The organism is Brevirhabdus pacifica (assembly GCF_002797755.1).
GTDB lineage: Bacteria > Pseudomonadota > Alphaproteobacteria > Rhodobacterales > Rhodobacteraceae > Brevirhabdus > Brevirhabdus pacifica.
Genome location: NZ_PGFI01000018.1, coordinates 1 through 23,284, shown reverse-complemented (window position 1 = coordinate 23,284; position 23,284 = coordinate 1). Strand labels below are relative to the sequence as shown.

The 23,284-nt window shown below is 60.0% G+C and carries 25 protein-coding genes; all 25 read right to left on the bottom strand.

The genetic code is table 11. The features are described 5' to 3' along the window. Positions 1 to 19: 19 nt before the first annotated feature. Positions 20 to 322 (bottom strand): hypothetical protein, encoded by a 303-nt coding sequence (locus CLV77_RS16095; RefSeq protein WP_067625396.1) that lies wholly within the window; start codon positions 320 to 322, stop codon positions 20 to 22. 100 nt (positions 323 to 422) lie between these two features. Continuing rightward, positions 423 to 884: a DUF6915 family protein gene (locus CLV77_RS16090; RefSeq protein WP_076981294.1), complete on the bottom strand. Its 462-nt coding sequence runs from the start codon at positions 882 to 884 to the stop codon at positions 423 to 425. Position 885: 1 nt separating this feature from the next. Continuing rightward, positions 886 to 1,272: a DUF6878 family protein gene (locus CLV77_RS16085; RefSeq protein ID WP_076981295.1), complete on the bottom strand. Its 387-nt coding sequence runs from the start codon at positions 1,270 to 1,272 to the stop codon at positions 886 to 888. A 121-nt stretch (positions 1,273 to 1,393) separates the two neighbouring features. After that, the gene (locus CLV77_RS16080; protein ID WP_076981296.1) at positions 1,394 to 5,656 is read right to left on the bottom strand and encodes a strawberry notch family protein; all 4,263 of its coding nucleotides are present in this window, start codon (positions 5,654 to 5,656) and stop codon (positions 1,394 to 1,396) included. 270 nt (positions 5,657 to 5,926) lie between these two features. After that, positions 5,927 to 6,073: a hypothetical protein gene (locus CLV77_RS16470; protein ID WP_156108153.1), complete on the bottom strand. Its 147-nt coding sequence runs from the start codon at positions 6,071 to 6,073 to the stop codon at positions 5,927 to 5,929. Positions 6,074 to 6,795: 722 nt separating this feature from the next. Beyond that, positions 6,796 to 7,581 (bottom strand): hydrogenase nickel incorporation protein HypB, encoded by a 786-nt coding sequence (gene hypB, locus CLV77_RS16070; protein ID WP_211285985.1) that lies wholly within the window; start codon positions 7,579 to 7,581, stop codon positions 6,796 to 6,798. A 44-nt stretch (positions 7,582 to 7,625) separates the two neighbouring features. Beyond that, on the bottom strand, positions 7,626 to 7,868 hold the full coding sequence (locus CLV77_RS16065; protein ID WP_037240029.1) for a hydrogenase maturation nickel metallochaperone HypA: 243 nt from the start codon (positions 7,866 to 7,868) through the stop codon (positions 7,626 to 7,628). Then, positions 7,868 to 8,620, bottom strand: coding sequence for a sulfite exporter TauE/SafE family protein (locus CLV77_RS16060; RefSeq protein WP_051922140.1), 753 nt, complete (start codon positions 8,618 to 8,620; stop codon positions 7,868 to 7,870). Before CLV77_RS16060 ends, CLV77_RS16065 begins: the two co-directional genes overlap by 1 nt. Beyond that, positions 8,620 to 9,657 (bottom strand): hydrogenase expression/formation protein HypE, encoded by a 1,038-nt coding sequence (gene hypE / locus CLV77_RS16055; RefSeq protein WP_407668425.1) that lies wholly within the window; start codon positions 9,655 to 9,657, stop codon positions 8,620 to 8,622. Before hypE ends, CLV77_RS16060 begins: the two co-directional genes overlap by 1 nt. A 5-nt stretch (positions 9,658 to 9,662) precedes the next feature. Then, positions 9,663 to 10,802 (bottom strand): hydrogenase formation protein HypD, encoded by a 1,140-nt coding sequence (gene hypD / locus CLV77_RS16050; RefSeq protein ID WP_037240023.1) that lies wholly within the window; start codon positions 10,800 to 10,802, stop codon positions 9,663 to 9,665. Continuing rightward, positions 10,799 to 11,092: a HypC/HybG/HupF family hydrogenase formation chaperone gene (locus CLV77_RS16045; protein WP_037240021.1), complete on the bottom strand. Its 294-nt coding sequence runs from the start codon at positions 11,090 to 11,092 to the stop codon at positions 10,799 to 10,801. The genes hypD and CLV77_RS16045 overlap by 4 nt, the downstream gene beginning before the upstream one ends. Then, entirely contained in the window at positions 11,083 to 13,428 is a 2,346-nt protein-coding gene (gene hypF / locus CLV77_RS16040; RefSeq protein WP_037240020.1) for a carbamoyltransferase HypF, read from the bottom strand. Before hypF ends, CLV77_RS16045 begins: the two co-directional genes overlap by 10 nt. Then, a complete protein-coding gene (locus tag CLV77_RS16035) occupies positions 13,425 to 14,603 on the bottom strand; it encodes an NHL repeat-containing protein (RefSeq protein ID WP_037240019.1) in 1,179 nt (392 codons plus the stop codon). Before CLV77_RS16035 ends, hypF begins: the two co-directional genes overlap by 4 nt. Further along, positions 14,600 to 15,469 carry a NifU family protein gene (locus CLV77_RS16030; RefSeq protein ID WP_037240018.1) on the bottom strand — a complete coding sequence of 290 codons (870 nt, stop codon included), beginning with the start codon at positions 15,467 to 15,469 and terminating at the stop codon, positions 14,600 to 14,602. Before CLV77_RS16030 ends, CLV77_RS16035 begins: the two co-directional genes overlap by 4 nt. 3 nt (positions 15,470 to 15,472) lie before the next feature. Continuing rightward, on the bottom strand, positions 15,473 to 15,694 hold the full coding sequence (locus CLV77_RS16025; RefSeq protein ID WP_071675840.1) for a hypothetical protein: 222 nt from the start codon (positions 15,692 to 15,694) through the stop codon (positions 15,473 to 15,475). A gap of 9 nt (positions 15,695 to 15,703) precedes the next feature. Then, the gene (locus tag CLV77_RS16020) at positions 15,704 to 15,898 is read right to left on the bottom strand and encodes a hypothetical protein (RefSeq protein WP_211285984.1); all 195 of its coding nucleotides are present in this window, start codon (positions 15,896 to 15,898) and stop codon (positions 15,704 to 15,706) included. A gap of 16 nt (positions 15,899 to 15,914) precedes the next feature. Then, on the bottom strand, positions 15,915 to 16,916 hold the full coding sequence (locus CLV77_RS16015) for a hypothetical protein (RefSeq protein ID WP_100053154.1): 1,002 nt from the start codon (positions 16,914 to 16,916) through the stop codon (positions 15,915 to 15,917). 104 nt (positions 16,917 to 17,020) lie between these two features. Beyond that, the gene (locus CLV77_RS16010; protein ID WP_037240014.1) at positions 17,021 to 17,341 is read right to left on the bottom strand and encodes a hypothetical protein; all 321 of its coding nucleotides are present in this window, start codon (positions 17,339 to 17,341) and stop codon (positions 17,021 to 17,023) included. Further along, positions 17,338 to 17,838 carry a hydrogenase maturation protease gene (locus tag CLV77_RS16005; protein ID WP_199559127.1) on the bottom strand — a complete coding sequence of 167 codons (501 nt, stop codon included), beginning with the start codon at positions 17,836 to 17,838 and terminating at the stop codon, positions 17,338 to 17,340. Before CLV77_RS16005 ends, CLV77_RS16010 begins: the two co-directional genes overlap by 4 nt. After that, a complete protein-coding gene (locus CLV77_RS16000; protein ID WP_037240012.1) occupies positions 17,811 to 18,122 on the bottom strand; it encodes a hypothetical protein in 312 nt (103 codons plus the stop codon). The genes CLV77_RS16005 and CLV77_RS16000 overlap by 28 nt, the downstream gene beginning before the upstream one ends. A 13-nt stretch (positions 18,123 to 18,135) precedes the next feature. Then, positions 18,136 to 18,522: a hypothetical protein gene (locus CLV77_RS15995; protein ID WP_197060312.1), complete on the bottom strand. Its 387-nt coding sequence runs from the start codon at positions 18,520 to 18,522 to the stop codon at positions 18,136 to 18,138. A gap of 68 nt (positions 18,523 to 18,590) precedes the next feature. Continuing rightward, complete coding sequence (locus tag CLV77_RS15990) at positions 18,591 to 20,192, bottom strand: nickel-dependent hydrogenase large subunit (RefSeq protein ID WP_037240008.1); 1,602 nt, start codon at positions 20,190 to 20,192, stop codon at positions 18,591 to 18,593. A gap of 22 nt (positions 20,193 to 20,214) precedes the next feature. Continuing rightward, complete coding sequence (locus CLV77_RS15985) at positions 20,215 to 21,177, bottom strand: NADH-quinone oxidoreductase subunit B family protein (protein ID WP_037240005.1); 963 nt, start codon at positions 21,175 to 21,177, stop codon at positions 20,215 to 20,217. Positions 21,178 to 21,409: 232 nt separating this feature from the next. After that, complete coding sequence (locus tag CLV77_RS16465) at positions 21,410 to 21,634, bottom strand: hypothetical protein (protein ID WP_037240002.1); 225 nt, start codon at positions 21,632 to 21,634, stop codon at positions 21,410 to 21,412. Positions 21,635 to 21,637: 3 nt separating this feature from the next. Then, positions 21,638 to 23,134, bottom strand: coding sequence for a sigma-54 dependent transcriptional regulator (locus CLV77_RS15980; RefSeq protein ID WP_081896188.1), 1,497 nt, complete (start codon positions 23,132 to 23,134; stop codon positions 21,638 to 21,640). Positions 23,135 to 23,284 lie beyond the last annotated feature (150 nt).

Sequence of the window (23,284 nt, the reverse complement as noted above, 5' to 3'; positions counted from 1 at the left end):
TTTCAGCCCCGCCCACGGGTCAGATCTGCCGTCCGAGTGGGAATGCCCCCACGCCTCCGGGTGCTACGCCCCTCCCCTGCCCGTCTGGTCTTGATTGGCTGCCCGGATTTTCCGCGCCGTCCTCGGATCGCGCGATGAAGAACTCCGCCTCTTTTCCGTTCAACCGGTGCCTGCCCCGGTCGGTCAGACCGATGCAGCTACCATTCGGCACATAGGTGATGAGGTACTGACCGAGCCGGTCCTTGTGTACAACGTAGCCGGTATTGGCCCAATGCACGGTCTGCCCGGCATCGACCGCGGCTTTGACTTCATCGAGTGTCATGCGAACCTCCTTACGAAGAATGGTGGGGAAACGACGCAAGAAGCCCGATCTTCCAACCGGGCTTCCATGCAGCATTCGTTTGGCAAACGGCTGAGAGCTGTCAGGCGCTTTGCGTGGCTTGCGTCGCGCGCGCCGCCATCCAATCCTTCAGGCCAAGAACCGTTCTACCGGCGGCAACCTCGGAGGCCCAGGCAACCCTTGGATCGCCGTAGGGCTCGGAGCCGACATGCCGGTCGATATGGCCATTGGCCATCCATGGCTCGGGCTGGATCCGTCGCAGCCAGTCCGCCATGCTCGGGATGCGGCCCTGGCAGTCTTCACGGATATGCTGCTCGCCGATCCAGCGCACGGGGATTTCTCGACCAGCGCTATTGGTCAGGGTCAGGCCGAAGACACGTTCGGCTTCAAACAGGCCTTGGGCATGATGGCGCATGGCTCGGTGCGTGAAGAGCGCGAGGTGCTCTTTTGAGGCGTCAAACCAATCGTGCACAGCCTGATAGTCAGACGGCACCCCGCCGAATTTCCGGGCAGAGCTTTCGGCATGATGAAGCGGATGGGCCATCTCACAGCCCCTCGTCATAGCTGTGCGAGCATTCAACGTAGCGGTCCGCATGGTCGAGCGTGATGCTGTCTAGTGCTATGCCCCAGGTCAGCGTGCCGTAGCCACCCTCGTTGTTTTCGAACCCCGGGTGATGGTGATAGGCCAGCGACCAGGCGAAGTCGCCAACCTCTGCGGCAAGCGCCTCCGGCAGCTGGACCTCTGCAGGCTGCACCGTCACATCCTCGACATTGCCGGAGTCGCCATAGCCTTCGTATTCGGCAGTGACCCCGCTGATGCCAAGCGCACGTAGTTGCGCGAGCAGCTCCGTTCGGGATGCCTTCAAGGTGGTTTCGCGCTCCGCGCGCCACTGAGCCGCCATTGCGGCATAATCGATCTGGGGATTGGTCATGGGTCTGTCCTCTTGTCAGTAATTGGGGGGCCGGGCGTGGCATTGGTCAGCGCGCGGCCGGAAAGCGCAGACCGGTGAAACCCAGATCCGCGACGCCCGACCGGAAGCCCGCTTTGACTTTTCAGGCGGCTTGTTCTGCCGCTCTAGCGGCTCGCTGGCCCACGATCCGGGCCAGAATGGTTCCCGTGTCGATCCCGTCCCCATGCGGCAGGAACACCCGCAGCTGGAAGGCAATGATCTCGGTGAAACACCCCATGGCCTTGAGGCCTTCGATCATGCCCTTGTCCGCACCGCCCAGCTCAAGGCGCATCTCGCCTGCGACCCGGCGACGGGTCAGGGTCAGACCCCGGCCCAGATCGACAGGCGCGGTGGTGCCGAGGGCGGCGGTCAACATCTCTTGCGGCGTTTGCGGATTGGAGACGAGGAAGCGGGCGCGCAGCGAGGCCGCCCCTTCCTCACTCAGCGTCCGCCCGATCATGGCTGTCGCCCCGTCTGGCGTGACACGGTAGATCCGCTCATTGGTGGTCGGAATGTCCTTCCAGATCGGCAGCAGCAGCCCGGTCAGCAGGTAGAGCTTGGTCGTGGTGGTTTTTGGCAGGGACGCAGCCTCGGCATCCCAAATCCGCGCAAACTCGGGCCTGTCGATCTCTTCCCAAGCCGAGGACTCAAACCGTACCTCTTCGAGATAGCTCGACCCGTTTGGCCGCACCGCCTTGCGCATCAGCGTGACGATGTCCTCGTCATACATCTGCATGGGCCGCGCCGAGATGAGCGCCGCGCGACCGGAGGCGCGATTGACCATCGGCAGCTTGTCGGGGTTGCGCGACAGGGCGTCATCCGCCGACAGCACGTGGACCGGGTCGGTGACCTCCAGCCCGATGATCCGCGTCACGGCGCCGGATTTCGGGCAGGTCCAGAGATCCTCTGTGGAGACCTGCTCGATCTTTTCGCCGCGCAGGGTTTCGACGCCGAGATCGAGCGTGCCCGCCGCGCGCGCGCGTTCGGTCTGATCAGCGATCCGGCGCATGAACTCGCCAAAGAGCGCGTTCTGCATGTGGATGGGAAGGGCAAGCACCCGATTCAGAAACCGCTGGATCGGGGGAAGTTCCTCGAGAAGCACACCGTCCTTGTCGATCAGCCGCAGGGCTGTCCAGTCGGTGAAGCTCTCGTAGCTCATCGCCTCAGCGCGTCCGGCGGCAAGATCGGCGAAATACCCACGCAGCGCCGCCCGTGCGATCGGGCTTTCGAGATTGTCCTCCTCGCGGAACATGCCCTGCGAGCCGGTCTCGCGCTGGCCCTTGGTCAAGGCCCCGAGCTGGTCGAGGCGTTTGCTGATCGTTGACGTGAAGCGTTTCTCGCCATGCACATCGGAGGTGCAGACCCGGAAGAAGGGCGCGCTGACCTGAGCCGAGCGATGCGTGCGGCCGAGCCCCTGGATGGCCGCATCGGCGCGCCAGCCTGGCTCCAGCAGGTAGTGCCGCCGCCGTTTCTGGTTCTTCGCCGTTTGCGCCGCGTGATAGGACCGGCCCGTCCCGCCCGCATCGGAGAAGATCAGGATATCCTTCTCACCATCCATAAAGGCTTGGGTCTCGGACGAATTACTGCTGGCGGCGCGCTTTTCGATGAAAAGATGGCCGTCCTCGGCCTTGAGGGGCCGGATGGACCGCCCCGTGACTTCTGCCACGGCCTCGTCGCCAAAAGCCCAGAGGATCTGATCGAGCGCCGAGGGGATCGGAGCCAGCGTCATCAACTCCATCATGGCCGCGTCACGCAGAGCGAGCGCCTCGCGCGAGACGACCAGCGCGCCAGTTTCATCGCGGAGCGGCTCGGCCACCATATTGCCGTCGATCTCGACCAGCTTTTGCGCATGAATCGGGAAGGCCTGTTCGAGGTAGCCCAGGACATAGTCACGCGGTGTCAAGGCCCCCTCAACGAGTTCATCCTCCGGGTCCATTGTCTCAAGTCGGCGTTTCAACAGGCTCTCACCTGTCGAGACCACTTGGATGACGCAAGCCTTGCCCTCCGCCAGATCCTCCTTGATGGCGCGGATGATGCTTGGAGCCTTCATGCCCATCAGGAGATGGTTGAAGAAGCGCTGTTTCGTGCTCTCGAAGCGAGACTTGGCCGAAGCGCGTGCGGCCGAGGCATTGGTCTCGTCCGAGGCATCGTTGACGCCGGTCGCAGTCAACGCGGCTTCGAGATTGTGGTGGATCGTCCGAAACGCACCCGCGTATGCGTCGTAGATCTCGATCTGGGCCGGGGTGAGCGCGTGTTCGAGTACGTCATATTCCACGCCATCAAAGCTGAGGGCACGGGCCGTGTAGAGGCCAAGCGTCTTGAGATCACGCGCGACCACCTCCATGGCAGCCACGCCGCCGGCTTCCATCGCCGAGACGAAACTCTCGCGGCTCGGGAAGGGGTATTCGGGGCCCTGCCCCCAGAGCCCCAGCCGCGCGGCATAGGCGAGGTTGTGGACGCTCGTCGCACCCGTGGCCGAGATGTAGAAGACGCGAGCGCGGGGTGCTGCCAGTTGCAGCCGGAGGCCAGCAAGGCCCTGCTGGGAGGGTTTGACCCCCCTGCCCTGCTCAGACCCCGCCGCATTCTGCATGGCATGGGCCTCATCAAAAGCCAGCACGCCGTCGAAGTCTTCGCCCATCCAGTCGAGGATCTGGCTCAGCCGTGTGGTGCCGCATTTGCCCGCGGACCGCAGCGTGGCGTAGGTCACGAAGAGGATCCCGTTGCCCATCGGGATGGGCTGGTCGGGTTTCCATTTTGAGAGCGGCTGAATGTCGGCTGGCGAGCCGCCGAGATCAGTCCAGTCGCGGATCGCGTCCTCGATGAGCGTGGCGGATTTGGAGACCCAGATCGCCTTTCTGCGTCCGGCCAGCCAGTTGACAAGGATGAGGCCCGCGCATTCGCGCCCCTTGCCGCAACCGGTGCCGTCGCCGAGGAAATAGCCAAGGCGATAGGCTCGTGCATCCGGGTCATCATCGGCGCGCGTCAGCTTGGTCTGGTCGTCATCGATCGCGAACCGACCGGGCAGGTCGCGCCGATGGGCGTCATGCGCCATGATGATGGTTTCCAGCTGCGCCTCGGAGAGATGTCCCTCCTCGATCAACCGTGCGGGCAGGCGCAATTCCGCACTGGCCGCGCCTGAGGGCACCGGCGGCGCGACAGAGGCCATGGCGATGCTCTCGACCAGCGGCGTGGGATGTTCCTGCGCACCCGCGATCTCGATCCGCTGCGGACGGTAGCGCGCATAGATGTCCGAGACAGGCGTGTTGTCGCGCGGGACATCGAAGCTTGTGAAGCTGAGCGGGATGGCAGCATTGGCGCGGGGTTTGGAGGCGGCGAAAGGCGCACCGGCGGTCTTGCGTGGGGCAGCTACTGGACGAACCGGCCGCCCGTGAGGGATCGCTTCAACCCGTTGGGCCGGGCGCATCTCGGTCCGTGTTGCGGCCACGGCATCGACATATGCCAAGGCTTCATCCAGATCCCGCACAGGGACGCGGATCATTTCGCCGTCCTCCTGCACCTTGTCGAAGACCATCAGCTGGGTTTCGACAGATGTGCCGAGCTTGCGGTAGACCTGCCCCGGCATCGTCAACGCCAAGCGCGGCGTCAGGAGACCGCAGGCGCGTGACCAATGCGCGGCATCGCGTTCGGGTGTGAATCCCGGCGGCATGATCGCCACCAGCCGCCCACCTGGTGCCAGGCGCTTTGCAGCCGCGATAAGATGTTTGGCAGCGATGTGCCTGTCCCGGGAGCGGTCGACCGAGGAAGCGAAGGGCGGGTTCATCACCACGACGTCGGGTAGAACCGGGGTCTGCAGCAGATCATCGATATGCTCGCCGTCATGGCCTGTGACCTCGCCGCCGAAAACCGCGCGCAGGAGACGCTGGCGAAAGGGGTCGATGTCATTGAGCAAAAGCGTGGCACCGGCCCGGGCGGCGAAAGCGGCCAGGGCACCGGTGCCAGCCGAGGGCTCCAGAACGGTCTCGCCCTTGCGGATCGCCGTGGCCCGCAAGACCAGCGCCGCAATTGGCAGCGGCGTGGAAAACTGCTGTAGCCGGATCTGCTGCTCGGAGCGGCGGGTTTCCGTCAGCAGCCGCGAGGCAAGCAGCTTTGCAGCGGCGACATCACCTGCCACGCCGTCCCCACGCAGCAGCACCTGGACAGCCGCGGCCTGCATCAGGTCATATGCCATACGCCAGTCCCAGGCACCGCCGGCATCGCTGCCATGAAACGTCTCGCGCATGACGCGCGCGAGCGCTGAGCTGCGCAGGGGTTGGTGGTGGATCTCTGTGCCGATAAGCGCTAGCGCAGAGGCGAGATCGGCTTCGGAGATTGCGAGAGCCGGGTTGGCCGTTCTGGGTTTGGACATGGGGATTTTCCTTTGGATCAGGGTCTGAGTTCCAAAGGACAAAAAGCCCGCTCTACACTTTTTGGGGTTTCCGCCGAAAGCTATGACGGAGGTTGGGCAACGAGAGTGAGTGCAGAATTTCAGATTACGAGCGCGACCCGCCCTTGTCCGAATCAAAGGCTAAGTCACGCAGCCGATCGGCAAACACTTTTTTTGACAGAAGAAGCGGCGGCAACCCACCAAAACACCCCGAAACGCACGAAGGTACCAGGTAAGACCAGAACGCACTGTTCAAGACTGTTGGCGGCGCTTCTCATCAATCACCGCCTGCACAAGATTCATTACGTTGGAATGAGGTGTCGCGGCCTGCTGGTCATTCAGCGCCTCCTCCACCTTGGACCGAAACCAGGCATAATGAGATTTCATGTCAGCGGTCACGGAAATGGTCCTCAAGGCCCCTATCCAGCAGCTCGCCTAGGTCTCTAGGCATATCGGCAACACTCAGAGCGACCCGAGATCGGCTGTCGGAGGAATGGACCTTGGACAGATCGACTTTGTCGCAGGCCTGTTTACGATCTGAAGGTTGTTTCAACTCAGAGTCCCCGTTCACGCGACGATCGAACGTTACAGCAAAACTTCCCGGACGATAAGACTCTTGAGATCTCTACATTATGGGGATGACCAAAACATCTGCGCACAGACGCCCTTTCACGCCATTGCCGACGTTAAGGCGGGATGCCGCGAAGGTCTCAAACGAGCCCATTGCAGAAGTCTTTAGTTTTCGCTGCGCGCGCTCGCAGCGTGAAAAATGTTGCACGAGCAAAAATGCTTGTGCCGCAGTGCAGCGGGAGAACCGGTCACTCATTCTGGTCGCTGCAAGAAGCCGGGGGCGAATTCATGGCTCGCCGTACCAAAGACCGTTCAGACCGCTGCAAAATTGGAGCAGCTAAATGCTTTCAACAGCGCGCAGGTACACACCCTAAATTGGCGCTCTAGGCACGCAAATAATCCGGCAGGTGGAGGGGTCGCAATTCGATAGTCCATCTGCGGCTGGGTGGTGATCTTTTTTTTACACGGATTGGTGCGCTGCACTCACGATATGGATGAGGGTCTCACAGCAGTGACTTGACAGGAGAGGTAACTCACCAATCCGTTCAATTTCAGGCTTTCAATTCGGCCAGGCTCGAACACCATGCATCCATGCCATCCCCCGTTCGGGCCGACAGGCAGAAGATTTTCACTCCCGGATTGACCTCCAATATGTTTTGCCGACAGGCTTCTTCATCGAAATCCACATGCGGAGCCAGATCCATTTTGTTGATGACGACCCATTCCACGGCGCGGAACATATGTGGGTATTTGGTCGGCTTGTCTTCGCCTTCCGTCGTTGAAATCACAGCGATTTTCATCTTTTCGCCCAGATCGAACATGGCCGGACACACCAGATTTCCCACATTCTCGATCATCAGGATTGACCCGGTTTGGGGATCCAAAGATTGTACGGCGAAGGCAATCATATCCGCTTCGAGATGGCACCCGGCACCGGTGTTGATCTGGACGGCACGGGCGCCTGCATCGCGGATACGATCGGCGTCATTCGACGTCATCTGATCACCTTCGATGACCGCGATATCGGCTTTGTCCTTCATGCGCTTGATCGTCTCTTCAAGCAGCGTAGTCTTACCGGATCCGGGCGAGGAGACGATATTCAGGGCGATGACGCCGCGCCCTTCGAACCAGCCGCGGTTGCGGGTCGCGATTTCGTTGTTTTTGCCGAGAATTGCAGTTTCCAGGGAAATGATCTCGCCGCCCGGGCCATGGACATGCGGCTCATCATGACCGTGGTGATGGTCGTCATGAGAATGCGCGTGATCATGATCATGTCCGTGGTCATGCGCATGATCGTCCCGCAACAGGACTTTGACGCCGGTTTGAGAATCGGTCATCGAAACCTCGTTTGCAGGGTCGGCGCAGCCGCATACTCCACACATTATGCTTCCTCCATAAATTCTATTTCGCGTACGACGAATGTGTCGTTGTCCGCATCGATAAATCCCAAGGACACCCCGGAAATAGCGGTACTTTCGGTCACCAGATCCCAGCAAAAGGTCAGTGCGCCGCGTTCCACACAGGCCTGTGGGCCGATCGCCACGCGGACTTCCTTGAGCCTTCGCCCTTTGGCGTTTTCTTCTGCGATACCCGCAATGCTGCGGGCCAGTCCAAGCTCGTGCATCAACCAGTCCCCCAGGCCACTGGTCCGGTTTCCCACATGATTGACAGGCCGATGGCGACAACGACCGCAGCAATGGACATCTGCACGGCGGTATGAAGGCCTTTTGCGATTTTCGGCGCCTGGAGCACCGGCCAACCGACAACAACGGACATGGCCGCCATGCCAAGAACGGACCCAAGGCCGACCAGACCGACATATCCGACAGCCAGCCAGGGGTCGCCAGTTTTGGAGACCGCCAGCACGATGAGCCCGGACGATCCGGCCGCGCCGTGCAGCAGACCAATGAAAAAGGCTTTCAGGGGAAATCGCTCGGCGTGTACGTGGGCATGCGAGCTTTTGGAATGGTCGGCCACATCGGACGCGTGACTGTGCACGTGCATGTGATACCCCTGTCCCTCATGTTGATGGACGTGATAGTGCAGCCTGTCCTTGCGAAACCTGTGCACGACCTGTGCTCCGAGAAAAACCAGCATGACGCCAACAGCAAATTCGAACGTTGCCGCGCGCTGCTCATTGAGAACGAGGCTGAACACAATCACGCCAATGGACATGATCAGCAACGTCGCCGTGTGACCCAGGCCCCAGACGGCGCCTCGCAGCAGGAGCTTGTTTTTTCCGCCCCTGCTAAGCGTAATGATCGCAGCCAAATGATCTGCTTCGAGGGCGTGAACCATGCCAAACAGAAGACCCAAAACCAGGAACCCAGACGATGACGACGCATCAAGAAATGTAAGATTTTCCAGTAAGGCCATTAGCAAATCCTCGGAAGTTGTTCACCGACCAGCATGTCGACAATGCGCAGACCGCCAAAGACAGTTTTCATCACCACCGTTCGGGGATGCTGGGTGGTGGCCTTGCCGATGATCACGGCCTCGCGGCCCGCATCGGTGGCGTGCATCGCGGACAACGCCGCGTCGGCCTGATCCTCGGGAACGAAGATCACCAATGTACCTTCATTGGCCAGATAGAGTGGATCCAGCCCCAAAATCTCGCAAACGCCTTTGACTTCGGTGCGCAAAGGCAGAACGTCTTCGCCGATTTCAACGCCGACACCGGCAGCATCGGCGATTTCATTCAGGGCCGAGGCCAGCCCGCCGCGTGTCGCATCTCTTGCAACCCGCGTGCCGGGGGCAGCAGACAATATTGCCTCCATCAGATGATTGAGCGGTTGGCAGTCCGACGGGATTTCGGTGCTCAGCGCCATATCGCCGCGCGCGGCAAGGATGGCCGCACCGTGATCACCAAGCACGCCGTTGACGATGGCAACATCACCGGGCTGCACGGTTTCGGCCAACAGGTCGCGGCCCGGCGCGATCACGCCGATGCCGGATGTGGTGATAAAAACTCCATCGCCTGATCCTTTGCCGACGACCTTTGTGTCACCCGTCACAATGGCAACGCCCGCATCATCGGCGGCATTTTGCATCGACGCCGCGATCCGGCGCAGCGTCGAAATCTCGACACCTTCTTCGATGACAAAGGCCGCTGACAGCCACAGCGGTTTCGCCCCGCCAACAGCCAGATCGTTCACAGTGCCGCAGACAGCGATCTTACCGATATCGCCACCGGGAAATTCCATCGGGGACACCACGAACCCGTCCGTCGTAAAGGCCAGCCGCGCTCCGGGTACGGTGAGCGCATCATCCATCAGCCGCGCTTGATCTTCCATGCCGGGCGGACAGAAGACCGATGTGAACACATCCTCGATCAGGTCGCGCATCGCCTTGCCGCCCCCGCCATGGGCCATCGTCACCTTGTCGGCAACGACGCGTCTGGGCTGGCGGTCCATCGCGTTCATTCTACCGGCTCCAGATCAAGGCCGCCATATTGGTAATAGGCCGCGCAGGCCCCTTCCGAGCTGACCATCAGGGCCCCCAGCGGCATCTCGGGCGTGCAGCCCTTGCCGAATTGCGGACACGCGTGGGGCTTGATCCGCCCGGTCATGACGTCGCCGCAGGCGCAACCTTCCTGTTCTTCTGTGAACGATGTGTTGCGGCCGTAGCCGATGTTGAATTTCACCTCGGCATCGTATGCCTTGTACCGGTCGCGAATGCGCAATCCGCTTTCATCAATCTCACCCAGACCGCGCCATTCAAAGGTTGGGCGCGGCTCATAGACCTGCTCGCAGGCGGCGATGGATACCGGGTTGCCCTCGTTGGGCACGATCCGCGCATATTGGTTTTCCACCTCGGCACGGCCATCGCGGATTTGTTCCAGCACCATCAGCACCGATTGCAACAGATCAAGCGGTTCAAACCCCGCCACCACGATGGGTTTGCCATAGTCGCGCGCGATGAACTGGTAAGGTTCGGTGCCGATCACCATCGACACATGGCCCGGGCCCACGAAACCATCCAAGACCATATAAGGGTCATCCAGCAACGCCTTGATCGGCGGCGGCACGGTGATGTGGTTGCAGAAGATAGTGAAATTCGTCAGCCCATCGGTATCGGCCTGAAGGATCGACAGGGCCGTCGAAGGCGTGGTCGTCTCGAACCCAAGGCCAAAGAACACCACCTCGCGGTCGGGGTTGCGGCGCGCCAGTTCCAACGCGTCCAGCGGCGAATAGACCATGCGGATATCGGCGCCGTCGGCTTTGGCCTGCATGAGGGATTTCTTGGTGCCCGGCACGCGCATCGCATCGCCAAAGGTTGTAAAGATCACATTCGGATCTTCGGCGATCTGTACGCATTCATCCACGCGGCTCATCGGAAGGACGCAAACCGGGCAGCCGGGGCCGTGAATGAACTCCAGCCCCGGCGGGGTCAGCTTGTCCAGACCATAGCGAAAGATCGCGTGCGTATGCCCGCCGCAAATCTCCATGATATGAACCGGCTTTTCCTTGGTCGCTCCGATCTCGTTGGTCACGCGTTCGATGGCAGCCAGCACGCCTTTGGCGGCCACCGGATCGCGGAATTCATCAGCGTATTTCATGACGCTTCCGACAGCATGGCCGCACTGGCCCGCATCGCCTCTATCTCTTCCTGCGCTTCGCCAAGTTCGCGCAGGACCTCCAGTGTCAGGGCCGCTTCCTTTTCGTTGATCTTGCTCATGGCAAAACCGACATGGATCAAGGTCCACGTGCCAATCAAGTCCTCCAACGGGTCATCACCCGCGATGCAGGCCACGTTGACCTCACGTTTCACGCCCGAGATGTCGACCATGGCGAGCTTGCGGGTCGCATCCGAGATCTCGGTAATTTGTCCTGGAATTCCTAGGCACATTTTGCGTCCTCCCCTTGTGTGTTTGCCAGGGCAATCACGGCTTGCCCCAGTGAAATACCGCCGTCATTCGCCGGATAGTCGGAATGGCTCAGAACCGTCAGCTCTGCTCCTTCCAAGCCTTGATGAACCAGCGCGAACAGCGTCGCGTTTTGAAAACAGCCACCCGACAGGGCGACGGTGTCGATGGCCGTGTCTTTGGTCAGCCGCACCGCCATTTCGACAATGGCGCGGGCCAATCCCCGGTGAAACCTTGCCGAAATCGTGCCAATGGGTGTCTGCAGAACCAGATCGCCCAGCATGGCGCGCCAGACGGCCAGCGGCTCGATATAGGGCATGCCCTTGCCGCCCATCAGCGGTATTGAAAACGGATAGGCCAGATCATCTGGCTCGTTCAGCGCGTCAGGATCAAGGGCGGCCTCGAACAGGATCGCGGCTTCGCCCTCGTAATTCTGCCGGTCCCAAGCGATGCCTGCAATCGCGGCAGCGGCATCGAACAGCCGGCCACAGGACGACGCCAAGGGCGAATTCGTTCCAGACTTGATCATCGCATCCAAAGTGTCGCGAGGCAGGTCCCGCATACGGCTGAAGACCTCCAGATCGGGAAAGTTGATTGCAAACTCGCCCCAGCCCATCTCGGCCATCAGATGCGCATAGGCATTGCGCCATGGCTCACGCACGGCGGCCACACCGCCGGGCAGTGCAACTGGTTTCAGACAGCCGACCCGGCGATACCCGTGGTAGTCGCAGATCAGGAATTCACCGCCCCAGATCGTGCCGTCATCCCCCAGGCCTGTGCCGTCCAGCGCGATGCCTAGCACGTGTTCTGCGCTCAGGGGCCGGTTGTTCTCGACCAGGCACGCGGCGATATGCGCGTGGTGATGCTGTACCTGGATCACAGGCCGGTCGCCTGCCATCTGGAACCCGCGCTGCGTGGACAGGTATTGCGGATGCTGATCGACAGCGATTATATCTGGAGCATGATCAAAGAGGTTTTCGTATAGACCCAGATTGCGCGTCACATCCGCGTTTGTGGCCACATCCTCCAGATCGCCCATGTGCTGGGACATGATGGCGCGGGCGTCCTTGACGAGGCAGAATGTGTTCTTCTGTTCCGCACCGAGCGCCAGAACCTCAAGCGCGTCGGAAAACCCGGCTGGCAGTTCAAGCCCCTGCGGCGCATATCCACGCGCCCGGCGCAGCACGCGCGGACGGCCCAGATCGACGCGCACAACACTGTCATCGATCCGGTTGGCGATGTCGCGGTTATGAAGACAGGCGAAATCTGCGATATCGGCAAGACGGTCGCGGGTTTCCTGATTGTCGATGCATTGCGGCTGACCCGAAGGATTGCCGCTGGTCATGATCACCGGGCGCCCGATGCGCCGCAGGATCATGTGATAGAACGGCGTATAGGGCAGCATTACGCCAAGACGATCCAGACCCGGCGCGATCTCGCTTGGCAGACCGTTGGGCTTGGCCTTCAGCAGAACGATAGGTGCTTGCGGGCTCGACAGAAGATCGGCCTCGATCTTCGACACCTCGCAATACGCGCGCACCACATCCAGATCGCGGGCCATCAGGGCAAAGGCCTTGCCCGTGCGCGATTTGCGCCTGCGCAATTCGGCCACGGCCGCGGCGTTGGTGGCGTCACAAGCTAGATGCACACCGCCCAGACCCCGGATTGCGACGATGTGACCATTCATGATCATCCCGCCGGTGGCATCCACGTCATCCAGCATTGAAAACGCTTCGAGATTCACCGCGCCCTTGCCAAGTTTCTCGATCCAGATGTTCGGTCCGCACCGGCCACAGGCCACCGGCTGCGCGTGAAAGCGGCGGTCGACCGGGTTGGAATATTCCGCCTCGCAAGGTGGACAGAAATCAAACGGCGCCATGGTTGTTTTAGCGCGGTCATAGGGAGCGGCCTGCACAATCGAAAAGCGCGGCCCGCAATTGGTGCAATTGGCAAACGGATAGCGATAGCGCCGCTCAAACGGATTGCGGATTTCCTCCAGGCAATCGGCGCAGGTTGCGGCATCTGGCGTCACATTGCCTCGCATCTCGCCCTCTTGCGATGCGGTGATTTCAAATCCGCAAGGGGCTGGGTCGGTCAGGGGTGTGACATCGAGCCGTTCGATGCGCGCCAGCGGCGGCAGTGCGCTGTGCAGCCTGTCTGGAAAGGTTGCGACATGGTCCCCCCAAAGCTGGATCACTACGCCTTCGCCGGTGTTTTTCACATCGCCCGTCAGGCCCATTTCATGCGCCAGCCGCCAGACCGTCGGGCGAAAGCCTACGCCCTGAACCTGACCAGAAACGGTGAAGCGGGCACCGGTCATGTCGCCGCGTCCCAGATCAGAATGCGGTTGTTGCCGCTGTCGGCCACCGCCACCGTCGAGCCCAGAGCAGACAGCCCATAGGGCCAGCACACCGTATCGCGCTCGGCAATGCCCCAGCGGTTGTCGCCTTTGGCCGCAAAATCCGGCTGCGCCGTCAGCCGGTCGGCGTGGGCCGCCATACCGGTATCCTCAAATCCCAGAAGTCGTGAATTGGCCGTGTCAGCCACCACCAGCGTCGACCCAAGTGTTGCCAGCGCATAGGGCATATTCATCGCTTGTGACGTGGGATAATACGACGCCATATTGTGGTCGCAGGCGGTCATATCCGCCTGTCCCAGCACCGTGTCGCATTGGGTGCCGTTCTGGCCGGGAAACGCATCCCATATCATCACCCGGTTGTTGCCGGCATCTGCCACCGCCAGACCGCCTTGCCAGACGATGGCCATGTGCGGCCAGCGCATCGATACGTCCGAAACCGCCCCGCCCGCATTTTCATCCCGGCAGGTGAAATCGTGCTGTCCCAGAACCAGATCCGCCGGTTGACCCGTGGTTTGCGGATCGTCCCAGATCAGCACACGGCGGTTTCCGGTGTCGCATACGATCAACCGATTGCCATCCGCCGAGACCCCGTAAGGCCAGTGCATCGTATCAGCGCGCGCATGCGACAGACCCAAATTTGCCAGTGCGCTGTGGGCGTCAGGCTGACCAAGAATGATATCAGCCTCGTGGTCGGGACCGGTGGGCGTTTCGCGCCAGATCAGCACGCGGTGGTTCCACGGGTCGGCCACGGCCAGCCCACCCCGAAATGCAACGATCCCGGTCGGCACATTCACGGTGTTCGCAGCCACCGGGCCCTTGGCGTTTCGGCCCTCGCGGCCAAAGTCGGGCTGACCCAAAAGAATATCGGCAGGTGTGTCGTCATTTGTCGGGACGGTTTTCCATCCCAGCACCCGGTGATGCCCCGTGTCTGACACCCAAAGCGAGCCGTCCGGATGCAGGCACACGCCGCGCGGCCCGAACATCAGGTGCGGCGCGGGCGTGATCGCCTGTACAAGTGAACCGCCGTCGCTGCCCAAAATGACGCGGGCGCCCTGCCCACCCAACAACGGCGCACCGGGGGTTATGGTGCCGGGCGCCTTTTGCGGGCTGAACGAGCGGGACAGCGAGACTTTCACGCGATAATCCTCACTTCGATATTGGGGCCTTTGACCCGCACCGCGTGCGGCTGCAATTGCACCTCGGGAGCAGTCAAACACTCGCCACTCTCAAGCGCATATCGAAACCCGTGATGCGGGCAGGACAGGATCGTCTCGATGATATCGCCTTGGGTCATCTCAAGGCCCATATGGGCGCATGCATTCTTGAAGCAGCTTACCTTGTCGGCAAAGCGGGTGATGATCACTGAATGAGTGTCGATGTCGATAAAGCGCGTTTCGCCATCGGCCAGATCATCCAGCGGCAGCGCCGTTGTCCACTCGTTGTCGCCGTAATTTGCAAAGGGCGACGTGAACTGAACGCCGTCCGACCCGCCACCGCCCAGACCCTTGGCCTGTTTCACTTCGGTGATCTCGGGAACCTGATCCTGAATGGCCTTTTTGACACCCGCATAGAACGTCAGTTGTGACGCCGGGCACCCATCACAGGCACCCAGAAACCGAATTTCTGCGCGCTTGCCTTCGACCGCAGCGACCTCGGCATCGCCGCCATGGCTGACCAGGCTCGGGCGCACCGTTTCCAGCGCCGCCTCGACCCGTTCGTAGAGCGATGGCCGCAATATCCCGTGGCGGCGCAACACGGCGTAGACCACTTCATCCCGGGCCGCCTCTTTCAGGGCGTTGCCAAACTCTGGGTTGTCCTTAAGCGCTCCGATCAACCGTCGGAACGCCTCCTTGTTCAATGCATCTACGGCTTCAGCCCTTGCATGGGCTCCGTTGCGGGCCGCCTCATCCCAGCCGTCTGCCAGCATTTCAAGCGCCTTCAGATCGCCGATCAGGCGATCCAGAGTCGGCTCTTCGCCTTCAAGAGATGCGGCATCCGGCATTGCTTATGCGTATTTCAGATCGTTGAACAACACAGGCTGCACAGCGCCGCTTACAGCGCCTGCGGCGATGGCTGCCACCCAGATCGGTGCAAACAACCCGATGACGATACCGGCGATCACGCCGGCGCCAGCCCCCATCATCAACTGTCGGACCACGGTTTTGTTGTCTTTGAAAAGCTTGCCTGCAAAAAACAGTTTTGCAGAATTCATGGCCATTCCCAGCATGGCGACCTCCTAGATCAGCAAAAGAACAAGCGTGGTCACGACAACTGCGCCGCCACCTGCAAGCCCGCCGTAAAGCGCGCCCATATAGGCGGCCAGCTCTGCGCCCAGTGCATCTTTACCGATGCGCAGACCCGACAAGGCCCCTGCACCCAAGGCGGCGGCCAGGCCGGCGACCAGGGCCAAAATTACGACTATAGCGCTCAACTGTATTCTCCATTCATCATTGTAATCCGCTCCGTTCCAGAATTGTTGATGGGCCAAGGGCCGCGTTCAGTTCGGCAATGGCTTCGCTTACTGCTTGTGCCTTTTCGCCGGCCCCGCGCTTGGCGAATACGCCGCGCGCTTCTTCCAGCAGACGCACCGCTTCGGTCAGGTTGCCAAAGTTGCCGCCGTCGGGATTTTGCGGATCGTCCGGCAGGTTCGACAGGCAATTGGCTTTGTTCGCGATGGTGTTGGCATATTCTTCGGGCATGTCGCGGATGGTGCGCACCTTGAGCGCCTCATCATAAGCCTCTAGAGCGCGATATCCGTTTTCCACCCGGTGAGACGAGGACACGTACTGCAGCGCGTTGCCAAGGTTGTTTTGCAGCATCGCGTATTCGTTGGGATGGTCTATCAGGTTGACGACCGTCAACGCCTCTTCAAAGGCCTGCACTGCCAGCGCCTCGCGCATCTTCCCGGACTGGTCGGTGAACGGCATGGACAGGAACGCCGTGGCCAGGTTGCTTTGCAGGACCGCGAATTCCTTGGGGTAGTTGGTCTTGTCGAAGGTCCTGAGCGACCGCTGATAGGCGCTGATGGCAGGTTGGATCGGCAAGAGATGCATGCCCGCAAGTGTCTGGCAGATCAGACCAAGGTTCATTTCGGCTTCGGCCACTTCGGCGTCCGACCCTTCCGCAGTCAGGGTTGCAAGCGCGATCTCTATTTCGGATTTCGCTTCCTTTAGCTGCGTCGCATCTTCGGCGGGCACGGCCATCAGCGCTGTGGCCATACGCGCACGAATGCGGGCGACCCCCAGAACTTCGCCTTCCGGCGCAAGATCCATGGCAAGTTTGTAGAGATCCACGGCAGCAAAGATGTCTTCGGCACGTTCGGGTTTCTGCTGAAGCCCCATCGCGATTTCCATCAGCATCTCGGCCTTTTCGGCCTGCGTCGCCGCAGCCGTTTCGACCGCGGTCATGGCCGCCTGCACCTGCTGCTGAGCACGACTGATATTCGTCAAACCGGTTTCTCCCTCGAATCGAATCTGGTTCGATTTCTGTGTTCGACCGAGAAAAGCACTCAAAGCGGGCGCTGTCAACTTACTTGGTTTATAGAAAACTTAGTTTACACATCCTCGCCGCGCTGATCCGGCTTCAATTCTGCACAAAGCGCCCCTTTGCTGGCCTGCCACGCGACGGTCAGGCTGTCGGTTGCAAAGTCCAGAAGGTCTTGATCCTGGAAAACATCACGGGCCTGAACCACCCGATCACCTGCAGCATTCCGGACCTTCAAAAGGCACCCTCCGGCGGTTGCCTGATGCACGGGCATCACCAATAATTCATCCTGTTGGATCAGTACGATGACCGCATCAATGCCGCGGAAATAGGTGTCCACCACGGCGCAAGGCAGATAGATCGCACCATCCCTGATCGCGATCGTGCTCATGCCTCCGACCACGTATCGATCAGGTCCCGAATGCGGCACTCAACCGTCCGCGCCGCGCGAGAAACCTCGTCGCTCAGGCCTAACCCAAGCTCCAGCGTCGCGGCCTCGATCAACAGCACCGATGTCGTCTTGGGAAACGCATCACCATAGATACGGCGTCCTGCGTAAAGCGCATGATCCCACCTGAAATCATGCAGGTTCAGGCTGTTGTTGGGCGGTGCTTCCAGAACCTCTCCAGGAACCTCATAAATGGTGCCCGGCGACCCTTCGGGGACCCGGGCATCGACAATGATCAGATGCGTGGCGCCGCGTGCGCTGTACATGACCGACATCCCGTCGGTTCCGCCGTCGAATATGCGAGTGTGCTCCGGCACGCCGTTTTCGCGCATTTGAGCGATGAGATGCGGACCGACGCCGTCGTCGCTTCGGTTTGGGTTGCCGCATCCGATGACGACAACATCAAGCGGCATCAGATCCGCCACAGGCGGCAGGACCATTCCGGTTCGACCGGCACCATCAGTTCCGGCAATTCGCAGAATTTCGCATGGACCTTGTAGTACATGCAGGTCTCGCAGGGTTGCTCAATCTCGTCAGCCTCGATCGTGTGATCGGTGAAACCGGCGATGACGAGTTTCTTTTCCAGATCCTGACCTGCCTCGACCTGCAGGCGCGCCACGATTTCATTGACCTCTTCGCTGGTTCCGGCCCGTGGCCAGACCTCGGTTTCCAGACCCGAAGCCAGCATCTCGGCGATTGTTGCGCGAGTCTCGTCATCATCCATGTCAGCGCTCCTTTCAGATCCGCCACAGACGGCACCACCATTCCGGCTTTGCCGGGAGATCAAGTTCTGGCAGGTCGCACCAGCGCTTGTGCACCAGGTAGTACATACATTCCTGGCACCGCATCTCGTCTTCGCCGTAGGGCTGCAAAAGCCAGCCTGAGATCACCAGTTTTTCGCGCAGCTGATCCGCGCTCAGAGGCCGCAATTCGTCAAGCAGCGCACCGAATTCACGATCCGTTTCCGGAAAAGGCTCGACCTTGGTTTCCAGTCCTTCCGCGAAATGGTCCTCTATCATCTGGAGGAGCATTTCATGCCCCGCTTCGGCGGGTGTCAGGCCATATCTGTCCAAGTAGGCCTGGCGCTGCGCTTGGGTTATTGATGCTTCCGGATTTTCTGACATTCAGCTTCCTCCCTAATTGCCGGATGTCGTTTGGCCGGCAGATTTGATCCGCCGGCCAAACATAAACATCAGGCTGTTCGGAAGCGTGCCAGTTCATCACCGGATTTGGCATCATGCGCATGAACAGTACACACAAGGCAACTGTCATAGGATCGACAAACGTGACCGACCTCGACCGGATCCGCGCTGTTCTTGATCGGCGTGCCGATCAACGCTTCTTCGATTGGCCCCCGGGCGCCGTCAGATGTACGCGGCCCAACATTCCATGTCGTCGGCGCGATGATCTGGTAATTGGCGATCTTGCCGTCGCGTACATCGATCCAATGGCACAGCGCACCGCGAATCGCCTCGGTCGCACCCCAGCCCTGTCCGTCTTTTTCAGTTGGCTTTATATACCATTCGTCGTTCAACTGGAACTCGCGCAAATTGCGTTCGGCTTCGCGATAGAGAATGCAAAGCTCGTGCATCCGCGCAAAGTGGCGCAGCATCGTCGAAGCACCGCCCATCTTGCGGTACATATCCAGCACCAACCCGTCGCTGTGCTGGAAGTCATGGCCCGTGTCATTGCCCGCCACCAGACGCCGCGCCAGCGGGCCGGCCTCGAGGCGACCGCTTTCGGCATGCGACACGGCCGTCGACCAGGAATACTTGCCCTCCGGGTCGATGGGGTTCTTGCTCACTGGGTTCGTGGTGCGGTCGAACGGGTGGACCGCACCCGCCGCCTCGTCGTACCAGGCGTGCTGCGTGTCTTCGCGGACAAAGGACTGGTCCATCGGGCTGAATGTGTCGGATGCACCGTCGTAGATGCCCGATTTCATGATCACCGCATCTGAGCGACCATCAATCGTGGGGTTCTGATACTTGTCCTCGTGGGGCAGATACCCCCATGTAGTGAACCGGCCGTGGCCTTTACCGTACTGGTCAAGGCCAATGTCCTTGGACATGCGCCAGAACAGGCCCAGATCAGAATTGGCGTGCTCGGGCTTTTCGTCCAGCCATGCCTCGAATTGCTCCAAGGTCTGGATTTCTTCGTAACGCTCCATTGAGCAGCCGAGCCACAGTGGCTCGATCCAGTTCTGACGGAAATGCTCCAGAATAGACCAGGCGCGGGTGATATCCGTAAGTGTCGGAGAACACATGACGCCGCCAGGCACCATGAAGGACGAATGCGGCCACTGACCGCCCAACAGCGCGTAAATCTCGACCGGACGGCCGGAGATTGTCACGCCTGCTTCATAGGATGTGCCGGTAAACGGGGAATAGCGTTTGACGGCTTCCTCGTAAAACGGGCTCATCGCGTAGTTTTCGTTGGTATAGTCGATCATCCACAACCCATAATGGTGGCGCGGCAGGGACTGCAGAGATTCCACGATCTGGCCGAGGTTGCGCGCCAGAATGGCGTTGCGCGGCACGGTGGTGCCCCAGGCAGTATCGAGTGCCCAGGCTGCGCAGGTCAGGTGTGACGCACCGCAGATCCCGCAGGCGCGCGGCGTGACGACCAGACCGGCTTGGGGGTCCTTGTCTTTCAGGATGACTTCGAACCCGCGAAACATCTCCGCGTGGGTCCAGGCGTTGGTGACAACGCCGTTTTCAATATCGACCCGGACATCCAGATCGCCTTCGACGCGGCCAACCGGCGAAATGTCGAGTGTTTCTACTGCTGCAGACATAATTCTCTCTCCCAATTCGCAGTTAGACTACGAAGATATCTTCCTCTGCCCACGCAGGTGCCGCGCCTTTGGCGGCGGAGGTGAGCTTGATGTAACCCTTCTTGTCCACGCCCTCGGGCATGTCCTTGGGTACACCCATGACGGTTTGTGTCTTGAAGACCGTTCCCGGCGCCAGATCAAAGAACGGGAACTCCGGTTCGGTACAGCCCAGGCAGGGCATACCCGCACGGGTTTTTGACGAATGGCGGTTCCACAGGATGCGATTGCAGGGGCTGTGAGTCATAGGACCACGACACCCCAGATCGTAGAACAGGCACCCCTTGCGCTGGCCGAACGCCGTGGTCGACACCTTGTAGGCAAAATGCATGTTGCGCGTGCACCCGGTCTGCGTGAAAGAGGAAAAGAACGTTTTGGGGCGATGGAATTCATCCAGCGTCAGATCACCGGCCCGACCCGTGGCAACCGCCACCAGAATCTGCGTTACCCAGTCAGGGTGTGCCGGACAACCCGGAATATTGATGACAGGCAATCCGGATTTAGCGGCAAAACCTTCACCCAGTGCGCCGCCCTTGTCGCGCTTGAGAAACTGCAGGCCGACGCTGTCGGACGGGTTCGGCGCCGTCGCCGGAATGCCGCCATAGGTCGCGCAATCGCCGATCGCCACGACAAAATCAGCAACCGCTGACAGCTCTTTCACCCACTCCTTCATCGGGCGCCCGCAGAACCGGTTCCATTCGCCGGTGCCGTCCGGCGCATTGATGACGGTGCCTTCGAAGACAAAGATGTCCAGCTTGATCTCGCCAGAAATACACTTCTCGACGATCGCTTTGACCTGATCGCCCAGTTCAAGCCCGAGGGAGGGTTGCCAAAGGACGTTGATCCCAAAGTCAGTGACCAGATCACATGCGCTTGGTTCCTCTGCATTCAGGAAAGACATCGTGTTGCCGGAACACGCGCCCCCCTGAAGCCACAACAGGTTTGCCATTTTTCTTCCTCCCAAAGACTATCATTCCTGCCGCGACATCCTCGCCTCAGAGCCAGGCTTGTTGCTTGTCGACCCTGCGAAAGTCGCGGCATTTATGGTGGAAGTGTGTACCGTTGCGCACAGTCGAGCAAATCAACACTAGCGGTCAGCGCGGCGATTTCTGGTAACAAAGTGTAAACTGAAAACTAAGTTGCCATGGGGGAATGTAAACTTGGCTGACAGCTGACAGGGCTTAGCCCCGTCGCCCGCAAGCCGGGCATTCGGCCTCTCCGAAGTAGCTGTACCAGATCCCCTTGCAGCTCTTGCACCAATGGCCCCTGGCGCCCGTGCCCGAAGGAGCAACGGCCTTTGACATGGCGGTCAGGCCCAGATTGCGCGGCTTGGACCGGGTCTTGGCCAGTCCGGATCGGGCATAGGGGAAACCAATGACTTTCGTGGCAGGCGCGTCATCGTCCATGTCTTACCCTTTGCGCAGACCGTATCTCTTGATCTTGTTTGCCAGCCCGACTCGTGACAAGCCCAATTCTTCCGCGACCTTACTTTGATTCCAATGAAACGCCTCCAGCGCCTTGGTCAAAACGACCTGCTCCAAATGTTCGACCTTGTCTTTAAGCGTTACACCGGATGGCACGAAAGCTGCGTCCTCGCCGTTTTCGATTGGCGTGCGCGCGATCTTTTCCGATAAATGTCGTAGAGCAACATATCCACCTTGTTCCGCAACCGCGACCATGCGCTGAACTTCGCTTTCCAGCTCGCGGACATTGCCCGGAAATGGGTAATACTCCAACCGCTTCAGAACGTCAGATGTGACACCCAATACCCGGCGACCAACCACACCGGCATATTTCTCAACAAAGAACTGTGTCAGCACCGGGATGTCGTCGGTCCGGTCGCGAAGCGGTGGCAATTCCAGTTGAAACCCGCGTAAACGATAATACAGATCGCGGCGGAAACTGCCTTTTTCCACCATCTCCTCAATTGAACGGTTGGATGCCGCGATGATCCGCACGTTGCTGTACAGTGTCTTGTCTGAACCAAGTGGTTTGACTTCGCCCTCTTGCAGGAAGCGTAAAAGGGCCACCTGAAAATGCGGTGATACTTCTGACACCTCGTCCAGAAACACCGTGCCCCCATCAGCCGCCCGAAAAAGGCCCAGCCGATCCGCAATCGCCCCCGGAAAGGCGCCACGCATGTGGCCAAACAGCTCGGAATACAAGGCATCGTCAGACACACCGCCGCAATTCTGGCTGTGCATGGGTGAATTCACGCGATCCGAGTTAAAGTGAATGGCGCGCGCCAAAAGCTCCTTGCCGGTGCCCGTCTCGCCTCGGATCAGGACCGGCATGCCCGTGGAGGCCGCGACTTTCGCCTCGGCGACAACTTCGGCCATCTTGGGGCTTGCATAGACCAGTCTTTCAAAGCGTGAAACGCCACCCTGAACCGATCCGCCTTCCTCGTCGTTGAAAATCTCGTCATCCAGCGACAGCTTGAGCTCTCTGCTCAGTATCCGGTGCCGGCGCGACAGCTCGGCGTGTTCCAGGGCGCGCTTGACGACGATGCGGATCTGCTGCTCTTGCACCGGTTTGGCAAGATACAAATAGGACGCCGTATCTTCGCAGAGTTGCGCGCCGCAGCTCATTTCATTTTTTTCGCAAATAACAATGCGCCAACACGCGGTATGAGACAAGCGAGACCGCGCCAACGCGTTGTCCGGTCCAAAATCATCCTCATCGACGTCATAGAGAATGAGGTCCACGTTCACTTCGTCAAGGCGGCTCTTTGCGGAGTTATCATCCTCGCAAAAGATCAGCCGATACCCATCCAATTCGCTCAGAGCGCTGGAAGCGGACAGGGTCAAAGCCTTGTCCTTGGACTTGATAAGAACCGTAGATATATTCGACAAGGTGCTTGGACCTCCGTTGCCACTGATGATTGCCGGATCAGTATCAGCAAACATTCTTTGCATAAAGAGAACTATTTATGCAAGTTCTGCTTGCAATCTAGCTTCAGAGGGCTCTGTTGCACAAATCGCGTGAGGGATTCATCTTGTGAATCCAGCGTGGTAGCCGGGCTCCATGAGCAAACCGACATCCCCGACCTACAAGAC